Origin of the sequence: Siccibacter turicensis LMG 23730 (genome assembly GCF_000463155.2) — a bacterium.
GTDB classification, from domain to species: Bacteria; Pseudomonadota; Gammaproteobacteria; order Enterobacterales; family Enterobacteriaceae; genus Siccibacter; species Siccibacter turicensis.
The window spans coordinates 458461-466625 of the sequence record NZ_AWFZ01000030.1; the positions used below are offsets into that span (position 1 = coordinate 458461).

Below are 8165 nucleotides of genomic sequence, written 5' to 3' on the forward strand. Positions count from 1 at the left end.
CTTAGCTGAGGCGCTGTCGCCACCACTCGGCAAGCAGAATCCCGGTCGCGACCGACACGTTAAGGCTCTCTACCTTACCGGTGCCGTCAATGGCGATATTGAGATCCGCCCCGGCGAAGGTCGCGTCTGACACGCCCTCTTTTTCCTGACCAAGCACCAGCACCATTTTCTTCGGCAGCGTGGCTGAAAACAGCGGCGTGCCTTTATGGCTGGAGGTGGTGACAATCGCATAGCCCGCGTCGCGGAACGCGTCGAGCGAGGCCTGGAAGCTGTCGCCGGTAATGGCTTCGACGTGCTCAGCGCCGCCTTCAGCGGTACGGATCGCCGCACCGGACTCCAGCAGACCGGCATCCTGCACCACAACGCCCTTCACGCCGAAATGCGCGCAGCTGCGCACGATGGCGCCCAGGTTGTGCGGGTTGCCAACGTCTTCCAGCGCCAGCACGCAGTCGGTGTCACTGGCTTTGCTGAGCCACTGGGACACGCTGATGCCGTTGCGTTTTTTAATGATGAAGCACACGCCGCCGTGATGTTCGGTGCCGGAGGCTTTCACCAGGTCGGCGTCCTCAACCACGTGATAGGCTTTGCGGTTGGCGGCCATCCAGCGCAGCGCTTCTTTAAAACGTGGGGTCACGCTCTGAACGAACCAGGCACGGACAATGGCGTCCGGACGGCTCATGAACAGCGCCTGACAGGCGTTCTCACCGTAGACGCGCGCTTCTTCAGCACGCTGTTTGCGGATAACTTCCGGATCGACATAGCCTTTGGGTAAAGGAGCGTCGGTTCCGGCATCCTGCGCGACGTCCTCACGCGGCGGTCGGGACACGGTGCGCCACGGTGACGAACCCTCTTCGCGTTGACCGCGACCGGCGTCACGGCTGCGGTTTTCATCGCGGGGGCCGCGGCGGCCACCTTCAGCGCGGGAGGAGCCTTTTGCGCGGCTGCCACCTTTCCCGGTGCGGGGATTTTCAGACCGTTTATCGGCGTTATCGTCTCCGCGGACATACATTACGCGGACCTTACCGCTCTTACCTTTTAAATCATCGTTCATGCTTTTCTCCACCAGCGCTGCGCGAAGCGCGAAGATTACCCGATGTCCTGGCGCTTAGCCATGATCTTCTCTTAAAAGCTAACATCTATTGTACTCATTGGATAAATCGGGTTGTCGTAATTATTTGAGGGAATGATAATGCTTAACATCTATGAAACATTCCCGGTAAAACCGACGAACCTGTCCTGAGGTTATCTATGAATACCGTCTGTACCGCCTGCCAGTCCCTTAACCGCATTCCGGAAGATCGCATCAACGATGGCGCTAAATGTGGGCGCTGCGGTCACGAACTGTTTGATGGCGATGTCATCAACGCGACCGGCGCCACGCTGGATGCGTTACTGAAAGACGACCTGCCGGTCGTGGTCGACTTCTGGGCCCCGTGGTGTGGTCCGTGCCGTAACTTTGCGCCGATCTTTGAAGACGTGGCGGAAGAGCGTAGCGGTAAGGTTCGCTTCGTCAAAGTGAACACCGAAGCTGAGCGCGAACTGAGCGCCCGTTTCCGCATCCGCAGTATCCCCACCATCATGATTTTCAAAAACGGTGAGGTGGTGGACATGCTGAATGGCGCGATGCCAAAAGCCCCCTTCGACAGCTGGCTGAACGAGTCGCTGTAACCTGCCGGGCAGGCTTGTACCCTGCCCGTACCTCTGCGAAAATGGCGGTTTTTCCAGGCCTCTCCCCATGACTGAAAACGCCGTTCTCCGCCTGCGGGCTGAGCGTCTGGCCCGTGCCACCCGCCCGTTTCTTGCCCGCGGCAACCGCATTCGCCGCTGCCAGCGCTGCCTGCTCCCGTTAAAACAGTGCCTGTGCGCCACGCTGACGCCCGTTAGCGCGCGCAGTCACTTCTGTCTGGTGATGTTCGACACCGAGCCCATGAAGCCGAGCAACACCGGGCGGTTAATTGCCGATATTCTTCCCACCACCACCGCTTTCCAGTGGTCACGCACCGCACCGCCGCAGGCGCTGCTGGAGCTGGTCGCCAGTGAGGATTACCAGCCGGTAGTGGTTTTCCCTGCTTCCTATGCGGATGCCGGGCGCACGGTGCTCACCGCGCCGCCCCTGAGCGGTAAGCCGGTGCTGTTTATTATGCTGGATGGCACCTGGACCGAAGCGCGCAAGATGTTCCGCAAAAGCCCGTGGCTCGACAGGCTGCCGGTGATGTCGGTGGATCTGTCGCGGGTCTCCGCTTATCAGCTGCGTGAAGCCCAGGTTGAGGGGCAATATTGCACCGCCGAAGTGGCCATCGCCCTGCTCGATCTGGCGGGCGATACCGCCGCGGCGCAGGGCTTAAGCGATCACTTCACGCGGTTTCGTCAGCGCTATCTGGCGGGTAAAACCCAGCATTCGGGCAGTGTCACAGCAGGCGCGACGGAAAACGTTTAAAATCATTGGGTCACTTCGCGTAACGGAGAATACCCATGAGCCAACGAGGGCTGGAAGCGCTGCTACGTCCGCGGTCTATCGCCGTCATCGGTGCATCCATGAAGCCAGACCGCGCGGGCTATCTGATGATGCGCAACCTGCTGGCCGGGGGGTTCAGCGGCCCGGTACTGCCGGTCACCCCCGCCTGGAAAGCCGTGTGCGGGGTGCTGGCCTGGCCGGATATTGCCAGCCTGCCCTTTACGCCTGACCTGGCGGTGCTCTGCACTCACGCCACGCGCAACCTGGCGCTGCTGGATGCGCTGGGTGAAAAGGGCTGCAAAACCTGCATTATCCTCTCCGCCTCCCCTGATCAGCACGCCGCCCTGCTGGAGTGCGCCAGTCGCTGGAACATGCGCCTGCTGGGGCCGAACAGTCTCGGACTGCTGGCGCCGTGGCAGGGGCTGAATGCCAGCTTTTCGCCGGTCCCGATCCGCAAAGGCAAGCTGGCGTTTATCTCGCAGTCAGCAGCGGTGTCCAACACCATTCTCGACTGGGCGCAGCAGCGTGAGATGGGTTTCTCCTACTTTATCGCGCTGGGCGACAGCCTGGATATCGGCGTCGACGAGCTGCTGGATTATCTGGCCCGGGACAGCAAAACCACTGCCATCCTCCTTTACCTCGAACATCTGCGTGATGCGCGCCGCTTTGTTTCCGCCGCGCGCAGCGCATCGCGCAACAAACCGATCCTGGTGATTAAAAGCGGCCGAAGCCCCGGAGCGCAACGCCTGTTAAAAGCCGATCCCGGGTCCGATCAGGCCTGGGATGCGGCTATTCAGCGCGCCGGTCTGCTGCGCGTGGAGGACACCCATGAACTCTTCTCGGCGGTGGAAACCCTGAGCCATATGCGCCCGCTGCGCGGCGAGCGGGTGATGATCGTCAGCAACGGCGCGGCGCCTGCGGCCCTGGCGCTCGACCAGCTGTGGCGGCGCAACGGCAAGCTGGCTACGCTCAGCGAAGAGACGCTCGCGGAACTGCAGGCGCAGCTGCCCGGCAGCGTCACGCCGGGCAATCCGCTGGATCTGCTGGACGACGCCACGGCCCAGCGCTATCAGCAGGCGGTGAGCGTGCTGCTCAACAGCCAGGATGTGGATGCGTTAATGGTTATCCACTCCCCCAGCGCCGCCGCGCCAGGCAGCGACAGCGCCAGAGCGCTGATTGACGCGGTCGCGCGCCATCCGCGCGGAAAGTACGTCACGCTGCTGACCAACTGGTGCGGGGAGCACTCTTCTCAGGAGGCGCGCCGTCTGTTCAGCGATGCCGGCATTCCCACCTACCGCACCCCCGAAGGCACCATCACCGCGTTTATGCATATGGTGGAGTATCGCCGCAACCAGAAGCAGCTGCGTGAGACGCCCGCCCTGCCGCCGAATCTGACGGCCAACACCGGGGATGCGCACCGGCTGTTGCAGCAGGCGCTGCGCGAAGGCGCGGTGGCGCTCGACACCCATGAGGTGCGCCCTGTGCTTGCAGCCTATGGCCTGCAGACGCTGCCCACCTGGATTGCCAGCGACAGCAGCGAGGCGGTGCATATCGCCGAACAAATTGGTTATCCGGTGGCGCTGAAGCTGCGCTCGCCGGATATTCCGCATAAGTCAGACGTGCAGGGGGTAATGCTCTACCTGCGCACCGCGGCAGAGGTACACCAGGCGGCAACCGCCATTTTCGATCGCGTCAGAATGACCCTGCCCCAGGCCCGAATCCATGGCCTGCTGGTCCAGAGTATGGCCAATCGTGCCGGGGCGCAGGAGCTGCGTATTGCCGTCGAACACGATCCGCTGTTCGGGCCGCTTATTCTGCTCGGCGAAGGGGGGACCGAATGGGATACCCAGAATGCCGCCGCTGTTGCGCTGCCGCCGCTCAACATGAACCTTGCCCGCTACCTGATAATCCAGGCCATCAAACGCGGCAAAATCCGCGCCCGAAGCGCACTGCGCCCGCTGGATATCGCCGGCCTGAGTCAGGTTCTGGTGCAGGTATCCAACCTGGTGGTGGACTGCCCGGAGATCAACCGGCTCGACATTCACCCTCTGCTGGCGACCGGCAGCGAGTTTATCGCCCTGGATGTCACGCTGCAGATAAGCCCCTGGCAGGGCGACCCGGAAACCCGGCTGGCCATTCGCCCCTATCCTCATCAGTTTGAGGAGTGGATAGAGATGAAAAACGGCGCGCGCTGCCTGTTCCGCCCCATTTTGCCGGAGGACGAACCGCAGCTGCGCCGCTTTATCGATCGGGTGACAAAAGAAGATCTTTATTACCGTTATTTTAGCGAGATCAATGAATTTACCCATGAGGATTTAGCCAATATGACCCAGATCGACTACGATCGGGAGATGGCGTTCGTTGCGGTACGTAACCCCGGACCGGAAGAGGAGATCGTCGGCGTGACCCGCGCGATTTCGGATCCCGATAACAGCGACGCTGAATTTGCCGTGCTGGTGCGCTCCGATCTCAAAGGACTGGGTCTGGGCAGGCGCCTGCTGGAAAAGCTGATTGCTTATACCCGCGAGCACGGCATTGCGCGCCTCAACGGTATTACCATGCCGGGTAACCAGGGAATGGTCGCTCTGGCGCGAAAACTCGGTTTTCAGGTAGATGTTCAGCTTGAAGATGGAATCGTCGGCCTGACTTTACCGCTTTTACCACCCGCGGTTCTGTAAGTAAGGTACTGGAAATGTTGACCACATTCCCTGGCAGTAGTGGTATTATCCTCCGCTTCTGTCATCTGTACCGAACAGAAGACCGTCTATCGTATAGAGAAGATATGCACTGTGATGTTGTCAAAATTTAAACGCAATAAACATCAACAACACCTTGCCCAACTACCGAAGCTTTCTCAGTCTGCTGACGATGTAGCGTTCTACTACTCACCGGCGACGTTCCGGGAAACGCTGCTTGAGAAAATCGCCGGTGCCACCCAGCGCATTTGCGTGGTGGCGCTCTATCTGGAGCAGGATGATGGTGGTAAGGGCGTACTTACCGCACTGTATGACGCTAAGCGTCAGCGTCCTGAACTGGATGTCTGCGTGCTGGTCGACTGGCACCGCGCGCAGCGTGGGCGTATCGGTGCTGAGGCCGCCAATACCAATGCCGACTGGTATACCCGTGTAGCGCAGGAGAACCCGGATGTCAGCATCCCGGTGTATGGCGTACCGGTGAACACCCGTGAAGCGCTGGGCGTGCTGCACTTTAAGGGCTTTATCATCGATGACAGCGTCTTTTACAGCGGCGCCAGCCTCAACGATGTCTATCTGCACCAGCATGATAAATACCGCTACGATCGCTACCAGCTGATCCGCAACCCGCGCCTGGCAGACGTAATGTACACCTGGGTTCAGCAGAACCTGATTCAGGGGCGTGCGGTCAACCGCCTTGATGATGCCCATCGCCCGAAAAGCCCAGAAATTAAAAACGATATCCGCATGTTCCGTCATGAACTGCGCAGCGCCGTTTTCAACTATCAGGGCGATGCGGACAATACGGAGCTGTCGGTGACACCGCTGGTCGGTCTCGGCAAATCCAGCCCGCTCAATAAAGCCATTTTCCATCTGATGCCCTGCGCTGAGCAGAAGCTGACGATCTGTACACCCTACTTCAACCTCCCTGCCGTGCTGGTGCGTAACATTATTCATCTGCTGCGCAGCGGGAAGCAGGTCGAGATTATCGTCGGCGACAAAACCGCTAACGATTTCTACATCCCGGAAGATCAGCCGTTCAAGATCATCGGTGCGCTGCCGTATCTCTACGAGATCAACCTACGCCGCTTCCTGAGCCGTCTGCAGTATTACGTCAGCAGCGGGCAGCTTGTGGTGCGCCTGTGGAAGGACGATGACAACACCTATCATCTGAAAGGCATGTGGGTGGACGATGAGTGGATGCTGCTGACCGGGAATAACCTCAACCCGCGCGCCTGGCGTCTCGATCTGGAAAACGCGGTGCTGATCCACGACCCGCAGCATGAGCTTACCGAGAAGCGCGACCGTGAGCTTGAGCTTATCCGCACCTACACCACCGTGGTGAAGCACTACCGCGATCTGCAGAGCATCTCTGAATATCCGGTGAAAGTGCGCAAGCTGATTCGCCGTCTGCGTCGTATCCGCATCGACCGGCTGATAAGCCGCATCCTCTGATATTCCTCAGCCCTGTTCGCAGGGCTTTTTTATGGAGACAGCTATGCGCTCGCTCTGGTTGCTTTTCGCAGTATTGCTCACCGGCTGTAGCCATCAGGCGCAGGACGCCTGGTCCGGTCAGGATAAAGCCCAGCACTTTATTGGCTCTGCGATGCTGGCCGCCGCCGGTAACGACGTCGCGCAGCATCAGGGCATCAGCCGCGATCGCAGCGCGGCGTTCGGCTTTATGTTTGCTGTCAGCCTGGGCGTATCGAAAGAGTTATGGGACAGCCGCCCGGCGGGGAGCGGCTGGAGCTGGAAAGATCTGGCGTGGGATGTGGCGGGCGCAACCACCGGCTACGCCCTCTGGCAGCTGTCACACCATTAGAGCGCGATCCCTTTTCCACGCCGGTGCAGCATCAGCGACACCACAAACGCCAGCGCACCCATCGCCGAGACGTACCAGAAGAAAGCCGTTTCCGATCCCGTTGATTTCAGCCACAGCGCCACATACTCTGCCGAGCCGCCGAACAGGGCGTTAGCCACCGCGTAGGAGAGCCCCACGCCCAGCGCGCGAACCTGTGCCGGAAACATTTCGGCTTTGAGGATCCCGCTGATAGAGGTGTAGAAGCTAACAATCACCAGCGCCAGCATCACCAGCCCGAACGCGGCCCACGGCGAGGAGACGTTTTGCAGCGCGGTGAGAATGGGTACGGTACAGAGCGCCGCCAGCGCGCCAAAGCACAGCATTGAGCTTCGGCGTCCAATGCGGTCAGAGAGCGCGCCGACAAAAGGCTGCAGCAGCATAAAGATAAACAGCGCGCCGGTCATGATGGCGCTGGCGGTGTTAGCATGCATACCCGCGGTATTGACCAGGTATTTCTGCATATAGGTGGTAAAGGTGTAGAAGCTCAGCGAGCCGCCGGCGGTAAATCCCAGCACCATGATAAAGGCTTTGCGGTTACGCCACAGACCCTTCAGCGAACCCGCCTCTTTTAGCGCACGCGTCTCTTTTTGCGAGGTCTCTTCCAGCGAACGACGAAGCCACAGCGCAACTACCGCCAATACCGCGCCGATGGCGAACGGAATACGCCATCCCCATGCATAGAGATCCTGCTCATCCAGTACCTGCTGAAGGATGACCACCGTCATCAGAGCCAGCAGCTGTCCGCCAATCAGCGTGACGTACTGGAAGGACGCGAAAAATCCCTTACGTCCTTCGATGGCCACTTCACTCATATAGGTGGCGCTGGTACCGTACTCCCCACCCACCGACAGCCCCTGAAACAGGCGGGCCAGCAGCAGCAGAACCGGCGCCAGCGTGCCGATTTGCGCATACCCCGGCAAGCAGGCGATGACCAGTGAGCCAAAGCACATCATGCAGACTGAAATGAGCATCGAGGTCTTACGCCCGTGCTTATCGGCGATCCAGCCAAACAGCCAGCCGCCCACCGGACGCATCAGAAAGCCCGCGGCAAAGATACCGGCGGTTTGCAGCAGCTGGGTGGTGGGATTACCGGAAGGGAAAAAGATGTGGGCAAAATAGAGCGAGCAGAACGAGTATACGTAGAAGTCGAACCACT

Annotated in this window: 7 protein-coding genes; 5 read left to right on the forward strand and 2 right to left on the reverse strand. The window is 59.9% G+C overall.

The window, feature by feature from the left end; translation table 11 throughout:
• Nucleotide 1 precedes the first annotated feature (1 nt).
• Complete coding sequence (locus DW58_RS11750) at nucleotides 2-1051, reverse strand: tRNA/rRNA methyltransferase (protein WP_024548821.1); 1050 nt, start codon at nucleotides 1049-1051, stop codon at nucleotides 2-4.
• A gap of 197 nt (nucleotides 1052-1248) precedes the next feature.
• On the opposite strand from DW58_RS11750, the gene trxC reads away from it, so the two are divergent.
• From trxC to DW58_RS11775, 5 genes are all read left to right on the forward strand, one after another.
• Nucleotides 1249-1668, forward strand: a complete 420-nt coding sequence (gene trxC, locus DW58_RS11755; protein ID WP_024548822.1) for a thioredoxin TrxC — start codon at nucleotides 1249-1251, stop codon at nucleotides 1666-1668.
• Nucleotides 1669-1735: 67 nt separating this feature from the next.
• Nucleotides 1736-2437 carry a tRNA-uridine aminocarboxypropyltransferase gene (locus DW58_RS11760; protein ID WP_024548823.1) on the forward strand — a complete coding sequence of 234 codons (702 nt, stop codon included), beginning with the start codon at nucleotides 1736-1738 and terminating at the stop codon, nucleotides 2435-2437.
• Between the two features lie 35 nt (nucleotides 2438-2472).
• Nucleotides 2473-5133, forward strand: coding sequence for a bifunctional acetate--CoA ligase family protein/GNAT family N-acetyltransferase (locus tag DW58_RS11765; RefSeq protein WP_024562424.1), 2661 nt, complete (start codon nucleotides 2473-2475; stop codon nucleotides 5131-5133).
• Nucleotides 5134-5247: 114 nt separating this feature from the next.
• Nucleotides 5248-6603: a CDP-diacylglycerol--serine O-phosphatidyltransferase gene (gene pssA / locus DW58_RS11770; protein ID WP_024550666.1), complete on the forward strand. Its 1356-nt coding sequence runs from the start codon at nucleotides 5248-5250 to the stop codon at nucleotides 6601-6603.
• 43 nt (nucleotides 6604-6646) lie between these two features.
• Complete coding sequence (locus DW58_RS11775; RefSeq protein ID WP_024550665.1) at nucleotides 6647-6970, forward strand: YfiM family lipoprotein; 324 nt, start codon at nucleotides 6647-6649, stop codon at nucleotides 6968-6970.
• Here DW58_RS11775 and DW58_RS11780 read toward each other — a convergent pair.
• Nucleotides 6967-8165 (reverse strand): MFS family transporter (locus tag DW58_RS11780; protein WP_235810696.1); only part of this gene is annotated, 1199 nt, incomplete at its 5' end. The two genes, DW58_RS11775 and DW58_RS11780, sit on opposite strands and share 4 nt — an antisense overlap.

What these genes read in the sequence shown, in the direction of transcription:
- DW58_RS11750 (WP_024548821.1), bottom strand. Translation starts at nt 1,051, where the DNA reads ATGAACGATGATTTAAAAGGTAAGAGCGGTAAGGTCCGCGTAATGTAT.
- DW58_RS11765 (WP_024562424.1), top strand. Translation starts at nt 2,473, where the DNA reads ATGAGCCAACGAGGGCTGGAAGCGCTGCTACGTCCGCGGTCTATCGCC.
- DW58_RS11760 (WP_024548823.1), top strand. Translation starts at nt 1,736, where the DNA reads ATGACTGAAAACGCCGTTCTCCGCCTGCGGGCTGAGCGTCTGGCCCGT.
- DW58_RS11775 (WP_024550665.1), top strand. Translation starts at nt 6,647, where the DNA reads ATGCGCTCGCTCTGGTTGCTTTTCGCAGTATTGCTCACCGGCTGTAGC.
- pssA (WP_024550666.1), top strand. Translation starts at nt 5,248, where the DNA reads ATGTTGTCAAAATTTAAACGCAATAAACATCAACAACACCTTGCCCAA.
- trxC (WP_024548822.1), top strand. Translation starts at nt 1,249, where the DNA reads ATGAATACCGTCTGTACCGCCTGCCAGTCCCTTAACCGCATTCCGGAA.